This is a genomic window from Methylomonas sp. PHL2-19 (assembly GCF_059331595.1).
Window position 1 is genome coordinate 2,677,030 of sequence record NZ_CP196839.1, and the last position, 26,095, is coordinate 2,703,124.

The window sequence follows — 26,095 nt, forward strand, 5'->3', positions numbered from 1 at the left end:
TAACTCTTCTCCAAACGGAAGTTTCAATGTTAATTTATCTGTCATGATAAAGTTATCCAACGAAGATTCGGGCGTATAATGCCTGGTAGTTTTTCGTGTCTAGCACCATGCCCATCAATATCAACAACTTGGAAAGTCATGCAATAACCTGTATTGATCAACAACTTGTCGTGTGGAGGTAAATCGGCCCCTAAAAGAACTGAATATGTACCTGCATTCAGAATGTGTGATGGAAATTGACATATTGTCTTATATTGACCCGGTGTCTTAATGTTGTTGTTCCACGCATCAGGATCATTTGATCCACACATGAGCGTGCCATCGTTTCTTTGCAACATTAGACCTATTCGTAAACCAGCTATAGGCTCTAAAATTTCATATTCTAAAACAATTGAAAACTCTTCATTATAGTTTATCGCGTACGCAAGATTGTCATCTGAATTCATAATTCTGGCATTACTAAATACAATATTGCGATCTCTTAATGCGGGATTGGCGCTCAACTCTATGAAGTTTGTTTTTTCATTGTAATCTTTATAGTATCTTTCTATGCATTCATTAATATTGCAAGCTGCTATTAATTTGCCACCTTTTATTAAAACTCCTTTGGAACATAATTCGCTAATGGCTGCCATATTGTGGCTTACAAAAATAACTGTTATATTTTTGCTATTAAAGTCTTGCATTTTTCTAAGACATTTTTTTTGAAACTGTGAGTCGCCTACTGATAACACTTCGTCTACAATCAATATTTCAGGTTCTAGGTGCGCCGCCACTGCAAATGCCAATCGCACATACATACCGCTCGAATAATGCTTAACCGGTGTATCCAGAAACTTTTCAACTTCGGCAAAATCGACGATTTCATCGAATTTTTCTTGAATTTCATGTTTTCGCATGCCTAATACTGCGCCATTAAGAAATATATTTTCTCGCCCGCTCAGTTCAGGATGAAAACCCGTGCCCACTTCCAATAAACTTGCTACGCGGCCATTAATCGTTACTTTGCCGGTTGTCGGTGCGGTTATCCGGCTCAATATTTTGAGTAAGGTTGATTTACCGGCGCCATTGCGGCCGATAATGCCTACCCGATCACCTGGCTGAATTTCAAAATTAATATCTTTTAGCGCCCAGAATTGTTCGGTTTCGCGGTTATTCTGAGCTGCTTGAAAAGGATGGAGCAAACGATGAACCATTGAGCGAGCACTGCCACTCAATTGATCGCGTAGTGTGCTGTAGCGAGTCTGGTTTTCATGCTTAATTGTGTATTTTTTGCCAAGATTTTCGACTTTTATTGCATACGTCATTATGTGTTTTTATTGTATTAATGCGATTGGCGAATTATAGGCTGTCGGCAAATTGTCTTTCTGTATTCAAAAAATAACGAATGCCAACGCCTAGCAATAAAAATGAAACGGCAACAGACAAACTGAAGCCTTGTAAAAACAGCGTGGATTCTTCGCCTATTATTCCCCAGCGGAATCCATCAATGACGCCCACCATGGGGTTAAGTGAGTAAATCAGTCGCCATTGTTCAGGAATAATCTGGCTGCTGAAGCCAACCGGCGAAACATACAATCCCATTTGCACAATAAAAGGTACTACATAACGGAAATCACGATATTTAACGTTGAGAGCCGATATTAAATAGCCCAAGCCTATTGCCGTAATGGTTGCCTGTAATAAAAATAACGGCAATAACAGAATATTGATCGAAGGTATAAATCGATACCAAATCATCATGCCCATCAACAATACAAATGAAATAACAAAGTCGATCAAATTAACAAACAAAGGCGTAGTAGGAATAATAATTCTGGGGAAATAAACTTTGCTGATCATGGCTGAATTATCGACGACGGCATTGGCGCTTTCGCTGAGTGAGTTTGCGAAGAAATACCAAGGTAACATGGCCGTAAACACCATGATTGGGTAGGGCGCATTTGCATCACTGGGCAAGTGGGCGATTTTTCCGAAAACCAGCGTGAAGATAAGCATGGTCAGCAACGGCCTAATTACGGCCCATGCGGCACCGATAACCGTTTGTTTATACCTGACTTTAAAATCCCGCCACGCAAGGATGAAAAACAAATCCCGATACTCCCAAAGCTCCTTCGACAGGTGAAGCATGGTTTTTTCCGGAGTAATGATGGTTTGTTGCATCTGAGTGATATTTATACGTTTGACTTTAATGGCGGAGTTCGTCACCAGCGGTTTTACAATCGCAAAACAGCCGGCTTATTCATTGCTAGTTCGATTGCGCAAGTCGTCTAGCATAGTCGCATGTTGTAGAAATTCAATTAACGTTTGGTTTTAAACTGTTTTGTTTTCGACTTGTTAGGAAAGGATCTATCATCGATTTTTGGTTGAAAACTCGGCACCAAATGCTGCTTACCATTACCAATCAAATCCGCGCGGCCCATATGTTTCAAAGCCTCCCGCAGTAACGGCCAGTTTTTCGGGTCGTGGTAACGCAAAAATGCCTTATGTAAGCGCCGCTGTTTAATGCTCTTCGGAATTGCTATGTCCGGGCTGTTTCGGGCGACTTTGTGCAAGGTATCTTTCCCCGAATGATACATCGCCGTAGCAATTGACATCGGCGACGGCAAAAAGGCCTGGACTTGGTCGGCTCGGAAGCCGTTGCGTTTTAGCCATAGAGCTAGATTCAGCATGTCTTTATCTTCGGTACCCGGATGGGCCGCTATGAAGTACGGGATCAGATATTGTTCTTTACCGGCTTCTTTGGAGTACTTATCAAACATCGCTTTGAAGCGGTCGTAAGTGCCCATGCCGGGTTTCATCATCTTCGACAGCGGGCCTTGCTCGGTGTGCTCCGGGGCAATTTTCAGGTAACCGCCGACGTGGTGGGTCACCAACTCTTTCACGTAAGCTGGTGTCTCAACCGCGATGTCGTAACGCAATCCCGATGCGATGAAGATTTTTTTGATGCCCGGCAAGGCGCGAGCGCGCCGGTAGAGTTTGATCAGCGGTGTTTGATCGGTATTCAGGTTCTGGCAAATCCCCGGATAGACGCAGGAGGGTTTGCGGCACGATTCTTCAATCTTCGGGTCTTTGCACGCCAGACGCCACATGTTGGCAGTGGGGCCACCCAAGTCCGAGATATGGCCGGTAAAATTCGGCGAGGTATCGCGGATGGCTTCAATCTCACGAATGATGGAATCTTCCGAACGGTTTTGAATGATGCGACCTTCGTGTTCGGTAATCGAACAAAAGCTACAGCCGCCAAAGCAGCCACGCATGATCAACACAGAATGCTGAATCATTTCAAACGCGGGGATATTGGCCTTGCCGTAAGCGGTATGCGGCAGCCGCGAGTAGGGCAGGTCGAACACGCCGTCCATTTCCGGTGTGGTCAGCGGCAAAGGCGGCGGATTGATCCACACTTCGCGGTTGCCATGGCGCTGAATCAAGGCGCGGGCGTTGCCGGGGTTGGTTTCGCCGTGCATCACTCGGGAGGCGTGTGCGTATAAAATCGGATCGTCTTTTACGGCTTCGTAGTCCGGTAGGCGGATCACGGTTTGCGTGCGCTGCTTGTTGGCGATGGGTTTGAATTGGATCACCTGCTCGTTTTTAGCCCGTGCCGGTTTATCCTCCTTGGCACGGGTTCCCGACCCGTCGCCGCACTCCGATCGTCCCTGATCGTCGCACGCCGGTTGTTCTTGATAGGGATTCACGTGGGAAATCACCGCCCCCGGCTTGTCGATGTCGGTCGAGTCTTTCTCCATCCAGCCCTGCGGGACTTGTTTGACAAAATGCACGGTGCCACGGATGCCTTTCAAATCGGCGATGGTTTCGCCTTTTGCCAAGCGTTGGGCGATTTCCACCACTTGCCGCTCGGCGTTGCCGTACACCAGTAAATCGGCCTTTGAATCCAACAAAATGGATTTCCGCACTTTATCGGACCAATAATCGTAGTGAGCAATGCGGCGTAGGCTGGCCTCAATGCCGCCGATGACGATAGGTACGTTTTTAAAGGCTTCGCGGCAACGATGGGCGTAAACATTCACTGCTCGGTCCGGGCGTTTGCCGGCCGCCCCATCGGCGGTATAAGCGTCGTTGGAGCGGATTTTCTTATCCGAAGTATAGCGATTGACCATCGAATCCATATTGCCGCCGGTCACCCCAAAAAACAGTTTGGGTTGGCCCAGTCGTCTAAAATCCTCGGCACTATGCCAATCCGGTTGCGAGATGATGCCGACCCGGAAGCCCTGCGCTTCCAACACTCGTCCGATCACCGCCATGCCAAAGCTGGGATGATCGACATAGGCATCGCCGGTCACCAAGATGACGTCGCAGGCGTCCCAGCCCAGCGCTTCCATTTCTGCGCGGCTCATCGGTAATTCCGGCGCCGGACCGAAGCGGTGCGCCCAGTATTTTTTGTAGCCGAAGATGTTGGGAGCGTTGTGTATCACGATTTTATAATCCGGTTGAAGACGTTGGGGTTGTGGCGTTTTAAATCCAGCAAATAGATGGGGAATTCCAGTTGATACATCTGTTCCAGCCGCTTGGCCTTGTCGATCAATTGTTTGATGCCTGGCTTTGCCATGGCTTCACCGAAGGCAAAGCCGATGACATTACCGCGATTGCGTACCGGCAAAAACAGCATGCGCCTTTCAAACACACGGCCCAGATTCCAGGCCACTTGCTGGAACATGTCCTTATCGGTGCCCCACAAATTGATCACCAGCAGACCGTTCTTGGTCAGTAAGGTTCGGCAGTTGTCGAAGAAAGTTTCGCTACTCACTTCCGGGGCCATGCCGTCGTGGTCGTAAGCGTCTATGACGATCAAGTCGTGCTGTTCGCTCTGGACCTGGCTGGCTTGGCGTACATGTTGCGCGCCGCAGCCAATCTTGATTTTCAGGCGCGGATCGAATGGCAGGCCAAAATGGCTGCGTGCGACTTTTAACACACTGCTACGAAATTCCACCACCTTGAGCCGGCAATCGGCAAATTGGCGCAGCATGAATTTGGCGATAGTGCCACCGCCCAAACCGATCATCAGGATTTCGTTGGGAGTGTCGTGGAACAGCAGGCCGGCCATCATTGCTCTGGCATACAACGAATGTAGCCGGTCGGGTTCCATCAGCAGCATGCTGCTTTGCCGGGCATGCGAGCCAAAGTGCAAGGCCCTCACCCCTTCCTTATCAACGATTTCTATGATGCCTTCGTCGTCGTGGCTTTGGTGTACCACCAGGCCTTCATATTTGTACATGCGCTGTAGCGAATGGTAAAGAGGACGCTATTTTCCTTGAAAATCCAGCGCTTGTCTTGTGAATAGTGTGTGGATGACGATTTAGTCACCTTGTAAATGTGAAGGGATATTGGCTTAACTCGGGTGATTGATGGATATGAGTGTGAATGGCTTCACATCGCGAATCTCCGGACAGGAGAAGGCAACAACAGATAGTGCGGCGATAAAAGTCACTCCCCGCGATAACCTTCCTCCCTCAGTACCCGTTTAACAACCGGCCGCGACAGCATCAAACGATAGTGTTTCAAGCATTTTTCCGGCAGCGTAATGCCGATCTTATCCGCCCAAAATTCCACGTAAAACAAAGCGGCATCGGCGATGCTGAATGCGTTCAATGCATAGCCTTCGGCTGGTAGCAACTCGTTCAAGATTGCAAAAGCTTTATTGACTATATCCAAGCCTTGGGCCTTAACCGCGTCGTGATCGGCGGGATTGGGCGCGAATTTCTCCGTGGTAAAAATGCGGGCAAAGCCTTGACCATGCAGCGTGCCGACCGCATAGTCCATCAACTCGATAGCTTTCGCGTCGCCATCCGCGTCGCCTGGCAATAGTTTTGCTTTGGGGTAGCTGCGCGCCAGCCAGTAGGCGATAGCTTGGAATTCCGTCAGGGCAGTACCGTCGTTACGGACCAGGGTAGGAATGCTGGCTTTGGGGTTGATTGCCAGATAATCGGCTTGATGTTGATCGCCGGCCATTAAATTGACCAGATGCGCTTCAAAAATCAGATCCAGCTCTTCCAGTAAAATATGGATACCGGTCGTGCAGGAGCCGGGTGTCATGTAGAGTTTCATAAATTATCCTATCGGAAAAGTTTTGCTTAACGGCATTCCAGAAAGTAAGCATTAATGTCCAGCGCAAAATTCCGCCACAGTAAGGCGATATCGCTACGCACCGCGCTCAGGTAAACCTGATCGGGTTTATGCTCGTCTGGGAAATTGGATAAGGCGCAGGAAGTGCGATGTTTATCCACTACCATCAACAAAAACTCGTCGATAAAGCCATCAAATACCGCCAATACTGATTTGGTAAGATCCGCCAAGCCCTGATTGACGGTGCTGCCCGTGTGATCAAACGGCAAGGCCTTTAATTGAGCCAGGGCGTCTTGATAGGTTTTTTCCAAGACGATCAAGATATTGCGCTGAAAACAACCATCCCATTGTTGGTGTGATAGGTCATGGGCCAATAATTGATCGTACTGCTTCTTCATATTCGCTTTCTGCTCGATTATGAATCGACTAAATTCGCCGATGCTGTTCGCGTTAAGCGTTGGATTGTTCATGTCAAAGTCCTTTAGTTAGAGTGTTAATGCGCTAAAAACCCGGTCGCTGGCTGCCAATGCGCCTTCCAAATAGCCGCCGGACCTACTGGCTGTTTCCGTTCCGCAGAAATACAGTTTGTCTTGCCAATGGTCCAATTGCAGCGCGCGATGGCCGTAGGCGGGATGTTCGAACACCGGTATGCGATCTACAGAAGTCGCGGTAAATGGTTCCCGGCTCCAATCCTGAATCACCACACTTAGTGGATTGGCGGCGGCAGGACCGAGTAAGCCGACCATTTGCCGCACGATCAGGGCCGGCAGACTGTCTTGATACTGTTCGCGAATCTGGGCTGGCAAACCAAAGAAACCAAACAGGGCAGATGTTCCAGCATCGTCGGAGCAGGCGTCATAGACTTCGGCCAAAACCGCGCCGGGGTAGGATGAAATGGCGTTGCCGGAATAGCCTTGTTGGCGCCAGAAAGCTTGTTCGTAAACCAGAACCGCCTTGGCGTGCCCGGCCATCCAGGTGGGCGTGTCTTGCATTAGTGATAGCAAACCGGGTGCTAGAGCCGGTTGAAAGGTAATGCTGTTAGCCAGTAATCGCGGCGGAGCAGCCAGCACAACTTGGCGAGCCTGTATGGTACTGACGGTGCTATCGCATGCGAATGTTAAATCGACATAACTACCGTGATCGCTAAGTGATAGCAAATTGTATCCAAGGCGCAACACCCGTCCCGGTATCCGTTGCAATAAACGGTCAATTAATTGCTGGCAACCGCCGGCAATCCGTCTGGCTTCAGCGTGAGTCTGAGTATCGATGTAAGTCACCGGACGGGAGTGTGCTTGCACATGATATAAGCTTTGGCCGCAGTCCCATTGCGGGAATAGCGTCAATCCCAAGCGCTTTACTAATGCCGAAATACGCGGTTGCTCGGTAGGCCACAGCCAAGTGGGGCCCAAGTCTGCGGTAAAACCCAGGGTAGGGTCAGCTGCGGATAGAATCCTGCCGCCGCAGCGTTCGCGGGCTTCAAATACGCCAATGTTAGGTTTGTATGTCAGCAGTTTTTCTGCCAAGGACAAACCGGACAGTCCGGCGCCAACAATCGCCACGTCCAGCATGGTCATCACGCCATCTGCATCGTTTGGCATAGCAAGGAGTTACTCTGCCATAGGGGTAATTTCGGCGCTTCGGTCGACGCGCTGGGCATGATCAATTTCTTGCGAAAAATATCCCAAACGCCGTCATAGCGTTGTTGTACCCGGATGCTCCATCCCCAAACGATAGGTAAATGTACGGGCACCCAAATATAAAGATCCGGCCTATCCGGTCCGGCGTTTTGCATGAAGTACACGGTGTATTTTTCCAAAACGCTCATCGACGCGACAGTATTACCGGCAATTTCGGACGGAATGGCTTGCGTCACGGCCTGCCTGAACAGCAGTTTTTGCTGCCGGCCTTGCTGTTGAAACCCGCCAAGCGGTATGACCGGCACAGGCCTGTCTTTCACAGATAGATACAAAACCGGGTCGCCTTCTTCACTTTCGGTATCCAATAAAGTCATCGTTTTGCCGTCGGCGAAGTGTGCTGTTCGAGTAGACTCCAGCAACTGCAAGACGCCCAGTTGGCTGCAAAAACCGGCGGTGTCCCATGCCAGTTCAAAATGAGGTGAGATACTTAGGGTTGGCATATCGTCCGCCAAGCTTACGGTCGGCGCGGCCATGCGGGCGTCAAGCAAGGTCAAACGATTCTGCTTGGGTTGCTGCGGGTGAGCTGTGGTAAGGGCTAAGCAGCTTTTGAGCGGCGGGCTCAGTAAATCGCTGTTCCAAACGAATGCGTGTATGGGTGTTCGTTTCGTATCCACGGGCACTACCGCAGCCCGTTCGATGCTTAGCGGATAATCGCCGAGTAAGCCGTTTTGCAGATCATGCTCCACATCACCGAGTGGGTTGTCCGCTAATTTTTGGGTGTCGATGCTGTAGCGATGGCCTGCTTGCAGCACTGGATGCTTGGGTTTGGGCGGCGCAGGCATCGGGCGGGGCAGAGGGAAAATGTGTTCCATCGTTGGGTTGCTGATGACGAAAGTCATCAAGCAATCAAGAATGATGCCAATTTAGCAAATCGCCGCATGCGTGTGTAGGTTGTAGATTGATAGGGATTATTGCTCTGAGGCAGCTTAGCAAACGATGTCGTGGGTGCGACAAAATCGGCGATCTTGTCACGACAACACCATTAAGTCGGCGTTATCGTCCGCGCTTGCTATCCAGGTAGAACACTTCTACAGTTCCCAGGTATGTTCATTATTTTGAGGAAAGTCATGCGAAATTTATTGATAACCCTGCTGTTACTACTCCCCATCGCCGCTGCCGCTGAAAACGATGCGTTTAAAAATATGGATAAAGCGCAAATGCAGCAAGTGATGCAGAAAATGAAAGCCATGCAAGACTGCGTGAAGCACATCGATAAGACCGACATGCAAGCCTTTCAAGCGCAGGCCAAACAAATGACTGCCGAGGTGGAGCGCTTATGCGCGGCGGGAAAACGCGATGAAGCGATGGCCAGAGCGATGGAGTTTGGTAAGGACGTATCGGCCAATAAAGCTATGCAGCAAATGAAACAATGCGGCGACGGAATAACCGAAGCCCTGCCTTTATTGCCTGATACCACTCAAGGCCAAAATCAGGCCGGTTCGTCTCGGCATGTTTGCGATCACTAAGCTTTAGAGCACCAATTTGGGTGGATTTTTCGATACGGTCATTTCCAAGAGACCCGCGCCAGCCCTTATATGAGCAGCGCGTTCCTGCCGCCTTGGCGTGGCTTTTAGCTCACTGCCTGGTATCTTAGTGCTTTGGCGTTGAAAGGCGAGTTTGTCCTGAGCCTGGGTGAGTTTACAGCTGGCCGCAGTGAGCTGGCTGATCAGGCTAGGCCTGTTCTGACCGCCTGCTGCTGCCGACTGATTGTTCATTTCAGCTAGCATCGCGTAAAATCGCCAGCCATTATCACGCCCCCATTGGAGAGCAAAACATGACATACCGTTTAGTAGTTGCATTGATGATGGTCGCAGGTTTGGCCTGTGCCGAGGAAGCCAAGGAAGAATGGAACGAAACCACTCTGAAAGATGAGACCATCCAGAAAATTCAGCAAGCTCAGTACACCTATAAAAAATGTGTAGTGGATACTATGCAAAAACCCGAGTTTGCCAAGATGGAAAGCCGCAACGCCACCGATGTGATTATTAAGTCTTGTGAGCCGACCTTGGCCGAAATGCGCAAAGTTTATACCGACGCCGAAGTGCCGGGCGTGGTGGCTGACCGGCATTTGAAGAAAATGCGTATCCAGGTAACGCGCAATTTGCTGCAGCAATTAATGTACGCGGAAGCCGCGAAGAAAGCCGGCATGCCTGGTAACTGACTCCCACTGTCCGCAATGGCATTGGCGTAAAAATTTAGCGTTATCTGTTGCGGCATGCTTGAAGATTAGATGCTACAGCCCTTGTTTCAATTAACAACCATCACTCGTTTTTCATGAATACCTACACCATCGATTTATCCTTGCGCCCGACCACCTTCGATTTGTGGCACGTGTGTTTGGCCGGTACCGCAGCACTGTTGGCTTTGATTCTGATTGTGGTTTTAGTCTCGGTATTGCTGGGCATGCGCCGCTGCAAATCCGCAGCTCCGGCGGTAGTCGCTCCCAGCCCTGCGCCGCAACCGGAAGTCAAAATCGTCGAGAAGATCGTCGAAGTGGAAAAAATCGTCCAGGCCCCGGCGCCTGAGCCCGTGGTATTAAAGGAAGCGACTCCGGATGCCGCCTTGCAACTATTGAGTTTGCTGCAAAAAGAAGCCCGCTTTATCGACTTTATCAAAGAAGATGTCAGTGCTTTTTCCGATGCCGAAATCGGCGCGGCGGCGCGGGTGGTGCATCAAGGTTGCAGCAAAGCGGTCAGCGAGCATTTCACCCTGGCCCCTGTCAGCAAAGATCCCGAAGGTAACCGGGTGACTCTAAACAAAGGCTTCGATGCCACGTCATTTCGTTTGACCGGCAATATCGTCGGCGAGGCGCCGTTTACCGGTACTTTGGTGCATAAAGGTTGGCAAGTCACGGATCTGCGTTTGCCGAAATTGACCGAAGGCCATAACGCCAAAATCGTCGCGCCGGCCGAGGTGGAATTATGACCGCGCGTTATTCGGTCGGTATCGATTTAGGTACCACGCATTGCGTATTGTCTTATGTCGATTTGGAAGCCGGCGACGACCAAGTGGTCCTGGGTGTGTTGGCGATACCGCAGTTGACCGGCCCCGGCACGATAGAAGACAAGGCGCAATTGCCGTCCTTCACCTATTTGGCTCATTCGGCCGAGATTGCCGAGGGCGCGACTGCGTTGCCGTGGACAGCTAAACCGGAATATCTGGTCGGCGAAATCGCCCGTAATCTGGGCAGCAAAACCCCCATCAGATTAGTGTCCAGCGCCAAGAGCTGGTTGTGCCATGCCGGTGTCGATTGCAAACAAGCGATTTTGCCGGTCGAGGCGCCGGAGGATGTGGAGCGGATTTCCCCGTTTGCCGCCAGCAAGGCCTATCTGCAACATTTGCGCGATGCCTGGAATCATCGATTCCCGGAGCACAATTTACAAGATCAAGATGTCACTATCACCGTGCCGGCCTCGTTTGACCCGGCCGCGCGTGAATTGACGGTCGAAGCGGCCCGCGCGGTGGGACTAGGGCAGGCCGTGTTGTTGGAAGAGCCGCAAGCTGCTTTGTACAGCTGGATCGAAAACAGCGAAGGCGATTGGCGCAATCATGTGCAAATCGGCGACGTGATTTTGGTCGCCGACATCGGCGGCGGCACTACCGACTTATCCTTGATTGCGGTCACCGAACAGGATGGCAACCTGCAATTGACCCGGGTGGCGGTGGGTGACCATATCTTGCTGGGCGGCGATAACATGGACTTGGCCTTGGCCTATACCGTTAAAGCCAAACTGGAACAAGACGGTGGCAAGCGCCTGGAATCCTGGCAACTACAAGCTTTGACCCACGCCTGTCGGGAAGCCAAAGAAAAACTATTCAACCAGCCCGAATTGGGCAGCATGCCTTTGGTCGTGGCGAGCCGAGGCTCATCCCTGATCGGCGGCACCTTGCGCACCGAACTGACTCGCGACGAACTGAACCGCGTCTTGGTCGAAGGCTTTTTACCGTGGGTACCGATCGAAGAAAGACCGGTGGTCAGACCGCGCAGTGGTTTGCGTACCGCGGGTTTGCCTTATGCGCAGGATGCCGGCATTACTCGCCATCTGGCTGCATTTTTGTCGCGGCAAAAAGAAGCGACCGGCGAGCTAGCCGATCATGTCTTGCCCGAACACGCCAGTTTCTTGCATCCGACCGCGGTATTGTTCAACGGCGGGGTGTTAAAAGCCGGCGTGATGGCCGAGCGCTTGATGCAAATATTAAATAGCTGGCTGCAAACCGAACAAGCGGCGCCGGCCAGACTGTTGCAAGGCGCCGACTTGGATTTGGCGGTCGCGCGTGGCGCTGCCTATTACGGATTTGTCCGCAAAGGCAAGGGCGTCAGAATTAAAGGCGGCACGGCGGCGGCTTATTACGTCGGTATTGAGAGCGCCATGCCGGCGGTTCCCGGATTGCCGGCGGAGATCGAAGCCTTGTGCATCGCGCCGTTTGGAATGGAAGAGGGCAGCGAACAGGAATTGCCTAATGACGAATTCGGTTTGATCATCGGCGAACCGGTACGCTTCCGCTTTTTTGGCTCAAAAACCCGCCGCGACGATGCGGTAGGGGTAAGGCTGGAATATTGGCAGGACGACGAATTGGAAGAACTGGACGAAATCGAAATCACCTTACCGGAAGAAGGCCGCCATGCCGGCGACATCGTCCCCGTGCATTTGTCTGTGGCAGTAACCGAAGTAGGGACTTTAGAGTTAAAAGCGGTTTCCAAACGCGATCAACAGCGCTGGAAAATTGAGTTTGATGTCAGGGCTGGCGACGCTTGATATTAACAATAGCTAGCGGCTAAACCAGAGCCGAATTTCCAAGGGCTTAACTGAAACCCGCTTTTTTCCCGGAAAGAAGCGGGTTTTTTATGATGGCTGGCTTGTATCTAAAGCTTTATTGTTGTTGGTAATAAGGCTGTGGATACTGCTGCTGGTATTGCTGGTTCTGTTGTGGGTAACTCTGTTGCGGATAAGTTTGCTGTGGATACCCCTGTTGCTGTGGGTAACCTTGGTATTGCTGATTCTGCTGAGGGTAACTTTGCTGTTGCGGGTAACCCTGCTGATACGGTTGGTTTTGCTGCGGATAACCTTGCTGCGGGTAGTTCTGCTGCGGATAACCGCCTTGTTGCTGATAAGGCTGGGTTTGCTGTTGCGGGTAGCCTTGCTGCGGTTGTTGCGCAGCACCGGCGTTTTGATTGGCGTTGATCGCCAGTTCCACCCGGCGATTGATTGCCCGATTGGCATCGCTACTGTTCGGTACTTTCGGCGAACTTTCGCCCATGCCCTGCTGGGAGATACGCATCCGGTTCACACCGCGTTGCGCCAAGAAGTTGGCCACGCTGGTAGCCCGTGCTTCAGATAAACGTTGATTGTCGGCATCGGAACCCACGTCATCGGTGTGGCCGGTGACGGAAATCGTCGACTCCGGGTAATTGGTCAACACTCTGGCGATGGGGTCGAGTGCGTGCTGGGCTTCCGGCGTCAAGTCGGCCTTGCCGAACGCAAACGTCACATCACTGGTGCTGGGCATGTTCAAGGTCAGCTGGTTTTGCGCGGTGCGCTGGACTTCAATCCCGGTGCCTTGCAGCGACTGCTGCATCTCTTCTTGTTGTTTGTCCATGTAATAACCGACCCCGGCGCCAACCGCGGCACCGGCTAATGCGCCCAGACCGGCGTTTTTCCAGTCGTTTCCGCCGAATAAAGTACCGGCGCCTGCTCCCACTGCCGCGCCGACACCGGCGCCCTTGCCTAGGTTGCTCATGCTGGACTGGCCGGTATAGGGGTTAGTGGTACAGGCTGTCAACAAGCTGGTACCGATGGCGATAGCAAGTAATTTTTTAGTCATTATTTTTCATCCTGGATGCTGTTCATAAATACGTTGAGTCGGGCGGCGTATAAATTCTATGGGTATTGCCAATAGAAGCCGGTCCCGGACCGCGTGGCGATTAAAACCTTAAAGGCTTAACTCGCACTTAAAATGGATCGGCAGGCGGGGGAATGGTTTCCTGAATGGCTTATTAACCCGGCCCTATTTATCCCGGATATGCCGCGGGCTAAGCGCATCGCAGCCCAAACGAGCGTGCCCTTCGACAGACCAAGCGCGAACGGGATTTAAGGGCGGGGGCAATAAATTGATTCAGCGGCCTGTGGCAGTTGTTTTTGGCTAAGTGACTTTAGAGGCTGTTTCGCTCGCCGTTTTTGCAGCCAACGCACGATGCCGGTGATATATAACACCGGGCAAGCCAAACCCGCCAGCAACACCAGAATCCGCCCCGGCCAACCGAAGGCATGGCCACTATGCAAAGGCCATTGCCAATCGTAAAAGACATCGGCGTTGGAGCTGGTGCCGGAATCGTAGACTTTCAGAATTTCGCCGCTGTATTGATCGACGGCAATATCCCTATAGCCGACGAAGCGGCTTAATTCGTCGACATCGCGCTTCATGACCCTGAACACGTCGGTTCTGTCCTTGGGGCCATTCAGCATCCACAGCCGGCCGGCAGGGTAGCTTTGCTGCACTATTGTTTCCACTTGCGCTAAGCTAATCGTCTGTTGCCCCGCTTTGGGTGGGGCGCTATCAATCGTTTCCGGAATGCCGTTGTACGCATTCGGGCGGGTGATAGTCGAGAACGGCTTGACTAGTACGTCTATTCGCTCCGGCTGCGTCATATAAATACCGGAAAACAATACCGGTATTAACACGATGCCGGAATAGAAACCGACTATTTTATGCAGATCGAAGTTGAATCTGACTGATCCCGAACGGCGCTTGAAGGTCAGCGCCTGCCTAAATTTACCGGTCAACGGCCACCAGACGATTAAGCCAGTCAATACCGATAAAATGGAAAAGGCGCCGAGAATCGAGACGATAGTGGCGCCAGTCTTGCCCAGCAGCAAACACCAATGTAACTGCATGATGAAACTGACCAAAGGCCGGCCCCAATATCGATCTTTCGGATGCCAAAGCTGTAAACCCTTGACTTGCGCGGTATAAGGGTCGACGAAGATATAGTAGCCGTCGCCACTGTTCGTTTTACTGTCGTCCCTGACAAAATACAAAAATTTGTAAGCCACTTCGGCGTTTCGTGGGTAGTACACCTTAAAAAACAGACTATCTGGCGGTTTGGCGTTTTCCGCTGCGGCGACGATGTCGTCTAACGACCGCAAGTGTCGTTGTTCTGCGGCGGGTAAGGAAACGACGGACAACTCAGGGTTCAGTATTTCCTGCATTTCCAGATAAAACACCAGTATGCCGCCGGTCAGACCGACGACCGCCAACAGCAATCCGGCACTCAAACCTAAATAAAGGTGAACAGCCAGCCACCTTTTACGACGGGATTTAAGCTTCGTTAACCGGCTAGCACTGGCATTGGGTGCGGGAGGCTTTGCACTGCAGGACGTTAAATTCTCAAAAGCTGGTTTCATAACGATTTTTAAAAATGACTTCGGCTAAGGAACACAAGACGGTTTTCTGATTAAAAAGCGGTTTCAGCAATAACGTCATCTTGGCTGTAACTGCCGAGATGACGATACTTGACACCGCTCGCGCAACTTTATGGTCAGGAGGCGGTTCGGTCGCAAAGAACGGGAAGGACTACCGCTTTTTGCGACTTACCCGGTCAAAATTCAACCTTGACCGACCCCAAGAACGAACGGGGCGTACCCCAGGTCGCGCGCGTGCCGGACACTAACGCAAAACCGTCGTGGACATATTCCTTATCCAGTAAATTGGTAACATTCAGCTGTAAAGTAACGTTGGTTTTTGCCACTTTGCGGGTATAGCTAGCCAGCAGATCCACGACGCCATAGCCATCGAAGTTGAAATCATGAAAATCGAAGGTCGCCTTCCTGTCGCTTGCCAGTTCCAGGCCAGCACCGATTTTTAAACCACGCAAGTCTGCCTGCTGAAAGTCGTATGTGGTCCAAAAAGTGGCGGTATGATCCGGAATGCCTCTCAATCGGCTGCCGACCGGGATATTATTCGGATTGTTTTCCTTCAACACTTCGGTGTTGGTGTAAGCATAAGTGGCAATGGCATTCCATCCAGGCAGAATTTCCCCTTTGATATCCACTTCGACGCCCCGGCTACGGGCCTCGCCGGTGGCTACGCTAAAATTTATATTGGTTAAATCGGTGGTGGGAATGTTTTGTTTGGTTAAGTCATAGTAGGCGATAGTGCTGGTTAATCTGTCGTCGAAAAATGCGGTTTTAAATCCCACTTCCCACTGTTGCGCGGTCTGCGGCGGTAAAAAGGTATTGCCTTGTCCCATGCCATTGGTTGTGCCGAAATTCTCCACATAATTACCGTAAAGGCTCAGCCATTTTTCCGGTTGCCACAGCACACCCACCTGAGGTGTCACCGCATCGGCTCTTTGTCCGACCTGTTGAGACAACACATTGAATTGCTCGACATTTTGGTAACGAAAGCCGCCCATGACATGAACGTTATAAGGTAGTTTGATTTGATCCTGCAGATAGATGCCGTATAGGTCGGTAACGGTATGAAACGAATTGGCGGCTCGTGTTGTTAAGTTGATAGGCGGATTACCGGTATGGATGGGATTGTAGATGTCGATGGTGCTGGCAACGGTACTGCTGTAGCCGACGGTGTTTTCGTCTTGCAGATAATAATCACCGCCAATCAGCAGCGTGTGTTGCAAGCCCCAGGTGTTGAAATGGCCGGTCAGGTTGGTGGTCGTAAAATAACTTTCGTTGCTGTAAAAATCGCTGGTCACTAAACGCCGGTTCAGCGTGCGCTGGTCGGCTTGTAAGGTAGTGGGTAACAGGGCGGTTCTGGTTCGATCCAATAAGTTGATGCCTAGTTGCTCGCTGATCTCCCAGTTGTCGTTAAATTGGTGTTTCAGATTAAAGCCGACGAATTTATTTTCGACCGGATTCGGGTTAGCTTCCATCAAATTCCGTTCGCGCGGAATTTCCACCAAGCGTGGGTTGATCCAGCTACCGTCGGCACGGGTGCCGTCTATCATTAGGGGTCTGGAATGCAGGTCGTAATCATTGTTTTCGTGGCGGTATTCCATCTCCAACAATGCCGTGGTTCGCGGGCTGATGTTCCATTGCAGCACCGGGGCGACGAATACTTTTTCGTAGTCCACCAGCTCGCGAAACGAGCCGCTGTTTTCATAGGACACATTCATCCGGTACAACAGATCGCGATTTTCAGTCAACGGCCCGGTCGCATCGATGCTGGTACGGTATAAATCGTAAGAACCGAATTGTTGTTGCAGCGCGTAATACGCCGTATCCAGAGGCTTTTTGGTCACGACGTTAACCATACCGCCTGGCTCGACACGCCCATATAACATCGCGGCCGGCCCTTTCAGGACCTCAATGCTTTGCACATTGGCCATGGCTCGCGTGCCGTCCGCGCCACCAAAGGTATCTATCCGGAAACCGTTGCGGAAATAGTTGAAATTGAAAAATCCGCGAATTGTCACTTGGTCGCCCAAACCGCCAGCGCCCTGGCCGGTGGTCACGCCGCTGACGTATTTCACCGCTTGATCGAGTTTGATGGCTTGGCGATCATCCAATACCGCCTTCGGAATAACCTGGACGTTGAGCGGGGTTTCCATGATTGGCGTATCGGTTTTGGTGGCGAAACGGGTATTGGGTACTGAGTAGTCCTTGTTATAGGGGTCGGTGAGATCGTAACTGCGTTGTCCGGAGACGGTGACCGCCGGCAAACTGTTCACTTCTAGCGGCTTAATCGATACGGCATTATCAGCGGTGAAGGTGTAACTCAAGCTGGCGCCGCCGACCAGAATCGCTACCGCCTGCTTGGCGCTGTAAGTGCCTTGCAGCGCGGTACTGGTTTTACCGGCTAGGGTTTGCTCCGCGTAGAACAGATGCAAGCCGGTCTGCTGTTTGAGCGTTTCCAGCGCGCCGGACAGGGCTTGCGCGGGAATGTTCAACTGATAGCTTTGTTCCTGAGCCGTGGCAACCAGCGCGGTGCCGGTCAGCAGGCCGCCGACTAGCGTTCTCGAAAGTGAATACATTTGCCCTCCCGTGGTGTGTGATGATTTCACTACCCAGTAAGAGCGGTTTTCAAGGGCGAAGGCGCCACTTTTTTTTCGAGTGGTTAAAAATATTTTTCGGTAACGATTTCGCGCGCAGCGTAAATTCACTTATTTCCGTAAGACGTAAACCGCCGGCGGTATGCGGGAATGTTGCCATGGCCAGCGTTAGTGCCGGGGAAGCCAAGGGGGTGTGACGAACCGGCTTCCGACCTGAGCCCGCCGAGCGTCTTATGCGTATTTCGACCTGTTGCTGAACCGGCCCTCGCTTGCTTAGCGTTCGAATTCGATCAGTCGCTCGTTTTTTCGAACCGCCTTGATCGGCAGCGCGGCGCTGATGGCATTGAGGGCAAGGTTTAAGTCGTTGGTGGGAAAGTCGCCGCTGACTTTAAGGTTTTGCAATTGCGGGTCGGCGACGCGGAGTTCGATGTCGTGATAGCGGCTTAGTTGTGCCAGAACCTCGGCCAGCGCCGTCTTTTTAAATACCAGCATGCCTTCCCGCCAAGCGGCGACAGTAGTGGCGTCGAAACGGGTCGGCGCGGACGCCAGGCCGTGAGCATCGTATTTAATTTGCTGGCCCGCCAACAGAGTTTGCGGGTCGGGCCGCCGCTCAGTGGCAACGGCGACTTCGCCTTCCAGGACGCTGACCGTGGCGGTGTCATTCAGCATGCACACGTTGAAGCGGGTGCCGATGTCGTGGATCTTGCCGTGGCCGGCGACGACGTCGAAGGGTTTGGTTTCATCGTGCGCCACGCTGAATAAGGCTTCGCCACGATCCAACACCGCTTCGCGGCCGCGCCAGCCGTAGCGGACTCGCACCTGGCTGTTGCTGTTGAGTTCTATCGTCGAGCCATCGCGGAGCGCGATGTGTTGCCGTTGGCCTTTTAGTGTCGAGTAACAGTCGGTGTTTATCCAGTCCCAGGCTAGCGGCATGCCTATTGCCGCAATCAGTAACGAGGCGGCTATCGACAGCCGTAGGTTGCGGCGTGCCCGGCGGCGCTCGATTTGCGCGCGGCGTAAACCGTTCCTGGCCGCCATCAGCCGCGGGTCGGGTTGTGCGTCGATGCTACTAAAATCTCGCCAAATCGCTTCGGCGTTTTGATAGCTCTGGCGATGGCGAGGGCTTAACGCCAGCCAATCCTGAAACGCCCGGCGTTCGCTAGCCGAACAATCGGGCGCGCGCAGTCTGACCACCCAATGACTGGCTTGTTCGTGCAACGACGATGGAATTGGCGGGGTGATTCGGTTCATGGTGTTAGTGTATCGCATCCACAACCGGCTACGCTGGCCGGCGGAGAATTTGGCGGTATTACTCTATGTCCTGCCTGACGGATTTGCTACAGTGGGCCAACGCCTTGATGCAATAGCGCTCGACGGTGCGCGGCGGGATCGCAAAAGCCTTGGCGATTTCGGGATAGGTCAGACCGTCGACGCGGTGTAACAGAAACACGGTGCGAACTATTTCCGGCAGGCTGTCCAGCGCTTGCAGGCAAATTCGCAGGCGTTCCCGGCTTTCGGCGACGGCATCGGGTTGCGGCATCGGGCAGGCTACAGCGTCTGTTTCCGATTCTTCGTCGTTGACGAAAGGGACGATTTGCTCGCGTCTGCGCAGGTCGCCGCTCAGGTTGGCGGTGATGCGATACAGATAGGCGCGATGGTTGTCGATGGCGTCGGTGTTGCCGTGCTGCAAGAGCCTGAGATAAGCATCCTGAACCAGATCCTCGGCATGTTGGCGGCCGGCCCGTTGTTCGGCGAACACCAGCAGTTCCTTGTTGTGTCTTTGGAATAGAAAGTCCAATAGGCGAATATGGCGATTGGGCATGTCGGCGTGAAGTTCAATGGTGCGCAATGGCAAGCCGAAATCGTGCCTAATTTTCGGCTGCTATGATTATTCAATGGTTTAAGCGGTTTGATGAAGGGTGGCGAACAGTTGATTTAATTAAACTATGTTATATGGCTTTGGCTGCCATCGGGAAATCGCTGACATTACAGGGCGGCGGCAAGACGATGGGAATACCGCTGTCGGTGCGCGAGTATCGGTCGTTTAGCAGCGGACTTAGCAGGCTGGTGAAAAACCCGCCGATATTTCCCCTTACCCACGATGTTCGTGATTTTTTCGAGTTGAAATCGGTCATGACATCGAGTTTCAAGCGTTTTGCCCCGGTTTCAAGGGCTTTTTATTCGCCTGAAGCCGTCTGTGGACGGTTTTCAGGCGAACTTCACCCTAGGCGGGTGCACTCCACGCCGGTTTCGGCGTGAACACCAATAGGTTGAGCATGCGCGTCAGGTTGTAGGCGGCAAAGCAAAACAAGGCCTGACCCGCGACTTTGGCTAAGCCGATGTGACGGGTTTTGCGCAGGCCGCCGACCGTTTTGACCCAGCCAAAGGCTTCTTCGACGATTTTGCGGCGCTTGAGACTTTGGGCGTAACCTTTGCCGCGCGCGGTGCGGCCGTCGACGGCACTGCCAATCTTTTTGCGGGCCACATGGGCTTTGATATCACGGGACTCGAGTCCGTTGACGAACGCCGCTTGGTCATAGCCTTTGTCGGCACCGACGCTGCCGCCTTGGGGCACGCGGCGTTTGATCATGTTTTGCGCGGCTTCGATTTCGGCGGTGCCGGTGGCTTGAGTGGTTTCGACATCGACAATCAGGCCGTTGCGATTCTCGGACAAGGCATGGGTGATGTAACGCAGTTTGGCCTCGGTGTATTCGCCTTTCTTGTAAAGCCGGGCTTCGGGATCGGTCGTACTGTGGTGGGTGGCGTTGCTGCGCTTTTCGCCGCTGAAGTCGACCTCGGGATTGCGGCCGGCGGGTTTGTCCGGGCCTCTGCCGTCTTTCTTACCCAAAGGGCATAAATGACGAAGCTTTTGTGCGAGGCCCAGGCTTCAATGAGGCTACCGTCGACGCTGAAGTGTTCGTCGGACACCAGATTTTGCCATTCGGCTATGGCCAGTACCCGCTCAAAAAATTCGCGACTCAGGGCTTCGGACAGCAGGCGTTCGCGGTTGGCACTGAACACTGTGCGTTCCCACACGGCGTCGTCGATGCCCAGACCGACAAACCAGCGAAACAACAGGTTGTAGTCCAGTTGTTCCATCAACTGACGCTCACTGCGAACGGTGTACAGCACTTGCAACAGCAAGGCGCGCAGCAGTTTTTCAGGGGCAATCGAGGGACGGCCTGTGTGCGAGTAACGCTCGGCAAAGACGGCATCCATTGAGGCCAATACGCCATCAACCAGTAGCCGTAAACGACGCAACGGATGCTGTTTGGGAATACGGTCTTCCAGGCTAACATAGCTGAACCAGCTGTTTTGAATGGCATCGTGTCCGCGCATTGAAAGGCTCCAAATTTAGGTAGCCTATTTTAACAGTTAGCCGCTCATCTATGCCTTAGCTTACTTGGCTTTTCGAGTTTTTCACCAGCCTGCTAGTCGGGATTTTTCTTGGCCTGAATAACGGCGGCGGCTGATTTTGCCCGGCGTTTTTGCAGCCAACGAATAAAACCAGTTAAATAAAGCACTAATGGCACAAATCCAGAAATTAAAATAATAAGCTGTCCAAGCAAGCCAAGTGCTTCGCCACTGTGTAACGGATAGAGCCAATCAACAAAAGCATCTCCGGCACTGCGTGTGGTTCTATCCTGAATATGAATAATTTCTCCGCTGTATTGATCGATCCAAAGGCGTCGAAACGAATGCTTTTGATTGGGTTCGTCAAATTCTCGCTTACTTACCAGATACACACCTTGCTTATCTTGCGGAAAATCAATTCGCCGATATTCCCCATCAGGGTAGCGCATGTCGGTGATCTCTAAAACTCGAGAAAAACTGATTGGTACTTGATTATGCTCTTGCAAAACACTCTTAATGTTGGGCCACGCTGGAGAAACCGGAGAAAATACACTTATTAAGCCGCGACCGTATTCCGGAAAAATTAAATACACACCCGATAAAATCAAAAATAGAAGAACAATTGCGCTATAAAAACCAAAAGTCTTATGCAAATCGAAAGTTAATCGTTCAACGCTCGCGTTTTTCTTGATTGTCAGTGAGTTTCTAAATTTACCGGGGGTTGGCCACCACAAAATTAAGCCTGTCAAAACAGAAAACAATAAACCCAAGCCTATAAAACCCACGATATTCATCCCTGCTTTCGCCAGACCCAATGAATAATGCAAGCGCAAAATAAAATCCTTAAACGGATCGCGCCATATCCGTTCATAATCGATTAATAACCGCTGCCCAGTTACTTCTGCTGTATAGGGATTGATAAAAATTTGATGTCTTTCCAGATAGCTCGCATCGGGTGATGGCTGTTCAAACCACAGAGCAAACGCAAGTCCGTCGCGTCGTGGGAAATCAAGGCTGATCGCTTTGCCAATGATCGGCAAGGCACCAATACCGGATGCTACAATCTTATCGATTGGCTGGTAACTTTCATGCCCGGTTTCAACGGAAACTATCATAAGGTTAGAATTTAGCCACTCGTCTAATGGAAGTTCAAATGCTAACAAACTCCCAGTTAAGCCAATAATTACGAAGATCGCCCCTGCAACTATACCAAGATACAAATGTACTTTTAGCCAGAATTTGCGGCGATTTTTTCGTGTCAGTTCCATTGCAGCCATTTAACTAAATTCACAGATTAAGCTTGAAAATTTTCCTTCTATTTAAGGCTCGATTGTATGGGATATTGGTTGTTTAAAACTCTACTCGAACCGATCCCATAAAAGTTCGGGGTGTTCCGATGGTGATAAAACTTCCACTATTAGTGCCTGCGTAGTAGTTTTTATCCAGCAAGTTATCAACATTGAATTGGGTCGTTACTTTTGTACTCCCAACTTTCATTTGGTAGCTTGCCATTAGGTTTGCTGTAACAAAGCCAGGCAACTCATAAGTATTTCCTGCGTTGCCTTCTTTTTGACCCTGCGCAATGGCTCCCGCACCGAACTTAAGTCCTCGCAAAGCACTGGTTTGAAATTCGTAAGTACTCCAAAAGCTTCCAGAATGTTTTGGGGCTAAAAACAATCTATTTCCCTGGTTACCAATTCCCCCTGCCGGATCAACATCTTTAGTTATTTTTGCAAAGGGTGTGTAAGCGTAAGTTGCGATAATATTCCACCCGGGAATGACTTCTCCCGTAGAATCAAACTCTATCCCCTTGCTTATAGCTTCGCCAATCGCACGGCCATTTCCATTTGGATCTCCTGGAATTGCAGTAAAAAGATTCTGTTTAGTTAATTCGAAATAAGATACTGTTGTTCTTAATCTCCCATCCCAAAATTCGGTTTTAAAACCTGTTTCCCATTGTTGAGCGCTTTCTGGTGGGAGTGAAGTTCCATCCGTATTAAATAAACTATTGGTGCCACCAAAATTTTCGGTGTAGCTTCCATAAAGTGAAAGCCAATTGACTGGCTGCCATAATAAACCACCACGAGGACTAATATGATCAACTGATTCGGTGACACGTCCAAGAATATTGTTTGTCCCTTCGGCATTGTCGTAACGAAGTCCACCAAGTGCGTGGAAATGGTAGGGAAGCTCAATTTGGTCTTGAAAATACAACCCGTGCCAGGACTGGGTATATCCTTGATCATCGCGTTTCGTTAAAGCAGGGGATGCTGTTAAATAGACCGGGTTGAAAATATTAAATCCCGAAACCGATCCACCATATCTATTCGTTATCTGGTCATCGATAACAAAATAATCGTAGCCCCACAATAATTTATGCTTAAGTGCACCGGTTGAAATGTTTCCTATCAAATTAAGCGAAGTAAAATAGCGTTGCGATGCAGGTGTTGCATTGTTGAAATTGCGAGTAAGCAAACCATTAGCATTGGCTGCGCCAAAGTTTAAAGTTTTGCTTTCTTTTTCCATGAATTCGGATGTAAACCGATGAGTTAATTTCCAGCTATCATTGAACTCATGTGACCAATTAAATCCAACCAGAACTCTATCGCCGACATTCTTATTGTTTAATGGCTCGTGTAGCGCCGTATCTAATGGAACATTCGCAGGACGATTACCTATTCGAGTGATACCCGGATCAGGCTGATCGTTGTAGTGTTGATATTCAAGCTCAAGAGTCGCTTGGGTTCTCGGACTAATATTCCACTTGAGAACTGGGGCGACAAAAACCCGCTCCCCTTCAATAAAATCTCTGAAAGAGCCTGCGTTTTCATAGGACATATTAAGTCTATAGAGCAGCGTGTCGTCCTTTGTGATTGGTGCAGTCGCATCCAAGGTGGTTCGGTAGAAATCATATGACCCAAACTGTTGCTGTAGGGCATAGTACGGAGTTGTGAGCGGCTGTTTAGTTACGATATTTACAATCCCCCCCGGCTCTGCTCGACCAAACAATATAGATCCCGGCCCTTTGAGAATTTCCACTCGCTCTATATTGGTTGTGTCTCGCTTAGTTCCGGCGCTACCGCCGACAATGGTAGGAATTAAAACTCCGTCCCGGTAAGTAATATTATTTTGGAAACCTCTGATTTGGTAACCATCTGTCGCGCCTTGATTAATTGCTCCAAGTGTTACCCCGCTAACGTTTTGTACCGCTTTGTCGATACGTGTCACTTGTTGGTCTTGCAGCACTTGCTTGGTCACTACCTGCACCGAGAACGGCGTCTCCATAATCGGCGTATCTGTCTTGGTGCCTGTAGTGGCGTTGGGCAAACGGTAATCCGAGTTATACGGATCCGTTGAATCATAAAACCCCTTACCAGTCACCGTGACCGCTGGCATAGTCGTTGCCGATTGCGGTTCACTAACGGCCACCTTTTCCAGAGTAGCTTTATTCTCGCCGGTCATGCGGTAGTTGAGGCCGGTGCCTTGCAGCAATATGTGGAGGGCTTGCTGCGGGGTGTAGTTGCCGTTAAGGTTGTTGGATAGGCAATTCTTGGCCAGGTCCGCGGGATAGCCTACTTGCCAGTCGCTGCTACTGATAAAGGCGTTAATGGCATCGGCCAGCGGTTGGGCTGGGATATTAAAGCGTTGACTGCCTGGTTGGCTGGTGACGGTCTCACCGGCTTGTGTGGGGATGCTTATCAGGCCGGGCAAACTCAGGGCTATGGCAATGCTGAGTTTGCGTAATGCACAAGGCGGGGTCAGGTGTGGGGGCTTCATATGTAATCCTTGTCTGGGTGGTTGTCGGTTAAGGCGTTGCAACGCACATGGCTACCGAGACGTTTCAGAAAATGGAATACACAGTTGGCGAGAAAATTATTTTTTGATTGGCGATTAAGGCATTGGCCGGAGATTGTGGAATCAGGCGAATGTTGTCCCAATCAATACCGGATGGTCGGGGTTTTATTTAGCTTTTCAATATCGTCAGGTAAGCTGACATATTCACGATTTTGGCGCCGGTTATGTTCGCCAAGGTTCGCAGCAGGCTATTGGTATCTTCCAGTTTGTAATTGCCGGTGATCCGGGTGTTTGCCAACTTGGCGTCGGCGATGGCGATGGTGCCGGGATGGTAGCGATCCAGTTCGGTTATCACGTCTGCCAAGGTTTGATCTTGAAAGATCAGGCGGCCTTTTAGCCAGGCAAAGGTCTTACCGGCATCTATGTTGCTGATTTCCGCAACGCTGTGGGTATCGATCTCGGTATGTTGGCCGACGCTTAATTGCCGGTTTTGGCCTTGTTCGGCGCTACAAATCACTAGGCCGCTTTCGACATTCACTTGGGTAGTATCGCCGGTTTTGACGCTGAAACGGGTGCCAACCACCCGCACGGTTCCCTGTGCTGTCGTCACAATAAACGGCCGGTGTTTGTCGGCTTGCACCTCAAAATACGCTTCGCCGCTTAATAAGGTTACGCCGCGCTGTTGGCCGGCGTAATCCAGTTTTACTGCGCTATCGGTATTAAGCACCAGCGCGGAACCGTCTGCCAGTATTACTCGGCGCTGTTCGCCGGTGGCGGTGGTAATGTCTGCTTGCCAGCGTTGCAACCAATCTGTTGAAGCCAGGAACCAGCCGCTGATTAAGGTAATGCTGGCGGCAGCAGCCCAGCGCCGAATGGTCGATTTACGCTGTGCGGGCGGCCGAAGTGGGATGCTGGCGTATTGGCTTAGGGCGGCGTTCAATGCTGGCGATTGCCAGAGTTGCACCACTTTGTCGTAAGCGGTTTGATGCGTGGGGTCGGCGGCTAACCAGCAGGCAAACTTGGCTTGATCGGCCGCACCGCTTTTATGGTCTTGTAAGCGGGCAAACCAGGCAAGTGCTTGATCTTGGACATTACCCTGCGATGGAACTTCCTGATCAAAACGTAAAGGCATGGCGGTTGACGGGTTAGGCAATGGGGC

Annotated in this window: 21 protein-coding genes and 1 pseudogene; 5 read left to right on the forward strand and 17 right to left on the reverse strand. The window is 51.1% G+C overall.

Features of this window, described 5'->3' with window-relative positions; all coding sequences use genetic code 11:
- Positions 1-41 precede the first annotated feature (41 nt).
- From ACR02O_RS12460 to ACR02O_RS12495, 8 genes are all read right to left on the reverse strand, one after another.
- The gene (locus ACR02O_RS12460) at positions 42-1,307 is read right to left on the reverse strand and encodes an ABC transporter ATP-binding protein (RefSeq protein WP_458137308.1); all 1,266 of its coding nucleotides are present in this window, start codon (positions 1,305-1,307) and stop codon (positions 42-44) included.
- A gap of 34 nt (positions 1,308-1,341) precedes the next feature.
- Positions 1,342-2,163, reverse strand: a complete 822-nt coding sequence (locus ACR02O_RS12465) for an ABC transporter permease (protein WP_458137309.1) — start codon at positions 2,161-2,163, stop codon at positions 1,342-1,344.
- Between the two features lie 137 nt (positions 2,164-2,300).
- Positions 2,301-4,433: a YgiQ family radical SAM protein gene (locus tag ACR02O_RS12470; RefSeq protein WP_494521719.1), complete on the reverse strand. Its 2,133-nt coding sequence runs from the start codon at positions 4,431-4,433 to the stop codon at positions 2,301-2,303.
- On the reverse strand, positions 4,430-5,233 hold the full coding sequence (locus ACR02O_RS12475; RefSeq protein ID WP_101053023.1) for a spermine/spermidine synthase domain-containing protein: 804 nt from the start codon (positions 5,231-5,233) through the stop codon (positions 4,430-4,432). The genes ACR02O_RS12470 and ACR02O_RS12475 overlap by 4 nt, the downstream gene beginning before the upstream one ends.
- Positions 5,234-5,442: 209 nt before the next feature.
- Positions 5,443-6,063, reverse strand: a complete 621-nt coding sequence (locus ACR02O_RS12480) for a glutathione S-transferase family protein (protein ID WP_101053025.1) — start codon at positions 6,061-6,063, stop codon at positions 5,443-5,445.
- 26 nt (positions 6,064-6,089) lie between these two features.
- Positions 6,090-6,551, reverse strand: coding sequence for an amine oxidase (locus ACR02O_RS12485; RefSeq protein ID WP_101053027.1), 462 nt, complete (start codon positions 6,549-6,551; stop codon positions 6,090-6,092).
- Positions 6,552-6,566: 15 nt separating this feature from the next.
- On the reverse strand, positions 6,567-7,679 hold the full coding sequence (locus tag ACR02O_RS12490) for a flavin monoamine oxidase family protein (RefSeq protein WP_240618039.1): 1,113 nt from the start codon (positions 7,677-7,679) through the stop codon (positions 6,567-6,569).
- Positions 7,655-8,590 (reverse strand): hypothetical protein, encoded by a 936-nt coding sequence (locus tag ACR02O_RS12495; protein WP_101053047.1) that lies wholly within the window; start codon positions 8,588-8,590, stop codon positions 7,655-7,657. Before ACR02O_RS12495 ends, ACR02O_RS12490 begins: the two co-directional genes overlap by 25 nt.
- Before the next feature lie 255 nt (positions 8,591-8,845).
- Between ACR02O_RS12495 and ACR02O_RS12500 the strand changes: the two genes are divergently transcribed.
- The 4 genes from ACR02O_RS12500 to ACR02O_RS12515 all read left to right on the forward strand — a co-directional run bounded on the left by ACR02O_RS12500 (position 8,846) and on the right by ACR02O_RS12515 (position 12,535).
- A complete protein-coding gene (locus ACR02O_RS12500; RefSeq protein WP_101053029.1) occupies positions 8,846-9,244 on the forward strand; it encodes a hypothetical protein in 399 nt (132 codons plus the stop codon).
- Between the two features lie 308 nt (positions 9,245-9,552).
- The gene (locus tag ACR02O_RS12505; RefSeq protein WP_033156500.1) at positions 9,553-9,939 is read left to right on the forward strand and encodes a hypothetical protein; all 387 of its coding nucleotides are present in this window, start codon (positions 9,553-9,555) and stop codon (positions 9,937-9,939) included.
- A 113-nt stretch (positions 9,940-10,052) separates the two neighbouring features.
- Positions 10,053-10,703 carry a DUF2760 domain-containing protein gene (locus tag ACR02O_RS12510; protein ID WP_101053031.1) on the forward strand — a complete coding sequence of 217 codons (651 nt, stop codon included), beginning with the start codon at positions 10,053-10,055 and terminating at the stop codon, positions 10,701-10,703.
- Positions 10,700-12,535, forward strand: coding sequence for an Hsp70 family protein (locus ACR02O_RS12515; RefSeq protein ID WP_494521720.1), 1,836 nt, complete (start codon positions 10,700-10,702; stop codon positions 12,533-12,535). Before ACR02O_RS12510 ends, ACR02O_RS12515 begins: the two co-directional genes overlap by 4 nt.
- A 115-nt stretch (positions 12,536-12,650) precedes the next feature.
- Here the strand turns inward: ACR02O_RS12515 and ACR02O_RS12520 are convergent, their stop codons facing one another.
- The 5 genes from ACR02O_RS12520 to ACR02O_RS12540 form a co-directional block, all read right to left on the reverse strand.
- On the reverse strand, positions 12,651-13,601 hold the full coding sequence (locus ACR02O_RS12520) for a YiaD family glycine zipper/OmpA-like lipoprotein (RefSeq protein ID WP_033156497.1): 951 nt from the start codon (positions 13,599-13,601) through the stop codon (positions 12,651-12,653).
- A gap of 266 nt (positions 13,602-13,867) precedes the next feature.
- Positions 13,868-15,181, reverse strand: a complete 1,314-nt coding sequence (locus ACR02O_RS12525; protein WP_205800376.1) for a PepSY-associated TM helix domain-containing protein — start codon at positions 15,179-15,181, stop codon at positions 13,868-13,870.
- A 194-nt stretch (positions 15,182-15,375) separates the two neighbouring features.
- Complete coding sequence (locus ACR02O_RS12530) at positions 15,376-17,769, reverse strand: TonB-dependent siderophore receptor (RefSeq protein WP_051669939.1); 2,394 nt, start codon at positions 17,767-17,769, stop codon at positions 15,376-15,378.
- 291 nt (positions 17,770-18,060) lie between these two features.
- The gene (locus tag ACR02O_RS12535) at positions 18,061-19,038 is read right to left on the reverse strand and encodes a FecR family protein (RefSeq protein WP_494521721.1); all 978 of its coding nucleotides are present in this window, start codon (positions 19,036-19,038) and stop codon (positions 18,061-18,063) included.
- A 58-nt stretch (positions 19,039-19,096) separates the two neighbouring features.
- A complete protein-coding gene (locus tag ACR02O_RS12540; protein WP_458137321.1) occupies positions 19,097-19,609 on the reverse strand; it encodes an RNA polymerase sigma factor in 513 nt (170 codons plus the stop codon).
- 62 nt (positions 19,610-19,671) lie between these two features.
- Here ACR02O_RS12540 and ACR02O_RS12545 point away from each other — a divergent pair, with 62 nt between their 5' ends.
- Positions 19,672-20,046, forward strand: a complete 375-nt coding sequence (locus ACR02O_RS12545; RefSeq protein ID WP_494521722.1) for a hypothetical protein — start codon at positions 19,672-19,674, stop codon at positions 20,044-20,046.
- On the opposite strand, the pseudogene ACR02O_RS12550 reads toward ACR02O_RS12545, so the two are convergent.
- From ACR02O_RS12550 to ACR02O_RS12565, 4 genes and pseudogenes are all read right to left on the reverse strand, one after another.
- A pseudogene (locus tag ACR02O_RS12550) lies at positions 20,012-21,126 on the reverse strand (IS5 family transposase). The gene ACR02O_RS12545 and the pseudogene ACR02O_RS12550 overlap by 35 nt on opposite strands.
- Before the next feature lie 92 nt (positions 21,127-21,218).
- The gene (locus ACR02O_RS12555) at positions 21,219-22,418 is read right to left on the reverse strand and encodes a PepSY-associated TM helix domain-containing protein (protein ID WP_494521723.1); all 1,200 of its coding nucleotides are present in this window, start codon (positions 22,416-22,418) and stop codon (positions 21,219-21,221) included.
- A 73-nt stretch (positions 22,419-22,491) separates the two neighbouring features.
- On the reverse strand, positions 22,492-24,918 hold the full coding sequence (locus ACR02O_RS12560) for a TonB-dependent siderophore receptor (protein ID WP_494521724.1): 2,427 nt from the start codon (positions 24,916-24,918) through the stop codon (positions 22,492-22,494).
- 187 nt (positions 24,919-25,105) lie between these two features.
- Positions 25,106-26,068: a FecR family protein gene (locus tag ACR02O_RS12565; protein WP_494521725.1), complete on the reverse strand. Its 963-nt coding sequence runs from the start codon at positions 26,066-26,068 to the stop codon at positions 25,106-25,108.
- Positions 26,069-26,095 lie beyond the last annotated feature (27 nt).